Here is a 736-nt window from a genome sequence, read left to right on the forward strand (position 1 = left end):
GTCGGCGCGAGCCGGCATCGGGCTGGCCAAGCGATCGATCAGACCCTGATGGCTGGTGGCGGCATCCAGGTGCCAGCAGAAGGCGTGACGTGGCGGCGTCATGCGACCTCCGCCGCCAGCACGTGGGATGGCAGGTCTTGAGGGCTCACGCCCACGTGGCCAGGCATCAAGCCCAGGTTCATTTCGATGAAATGCATCAGGTCTTGCGGGCGCTTGCCCATGAAGGCGATGTAGCCGTCGGGCCTGACCAGCGCGATGCCGCCCGCAGGCATCGCCAGCCGGTCGTGCAGTTGCCAGGTCGGGTCGGGGATGGAGGCCACAGGGCCGTTCAGCGGAGCGAGCGCGTCAAGGACCAGCCAGGTGTTCAAGGCGGGGTAGGTGCTTCGCAGGTCTTGCGCCAGCTGGGCATGTTGCGCCGTCTGTTCGCCTTGATCGTCGGCGCCTGTGAACAGCAGCACCATGAACTCGCTTCGCACCAGCTCCAGCAGCCGCCGGGGGCGCTCGCCCTGCGGTGTCCAGAGCGGCACATCCGGCAGCAGTTCACCTGCTCTGGGGGGCGGGAACGCCGACTTCACTCGGGGGCGTCGGGTGCTGGGGCGCCGGTCGCGTCGGCTCAGCATGTGCTGGACGCTGCCTGCTTTGCGGATGTGATAGCGGTGCCCTGAAATCATCCATGGCAGGCGGGCCTGCACCGATGGCAAGGAGCTGATCAGCGGCAGCAAGGTGTCACGCAGGG

At 67.4% G+C, this 736-nt stretch carries 1 pseudogene; it reads right to left on the reverse strand.

The features are described 5' to 3' along the window. Positions 1-98: 98 nt before the first annotated feature. Positions 99-736, reverse strand: a pseudogene (locus B2W70_RS03580) (hypothetical protein); the annotation flags it as partial.

The organism is Aquabacterium sp. UBA2148, assembly GCF_002328915.1.
GTDB lineage: Bacteria > Pseudomonadota > Gammaproteobacteria > Burkholderiales > Burkholderiaceae_C > Aquabacterium > Aquabacterium parvum.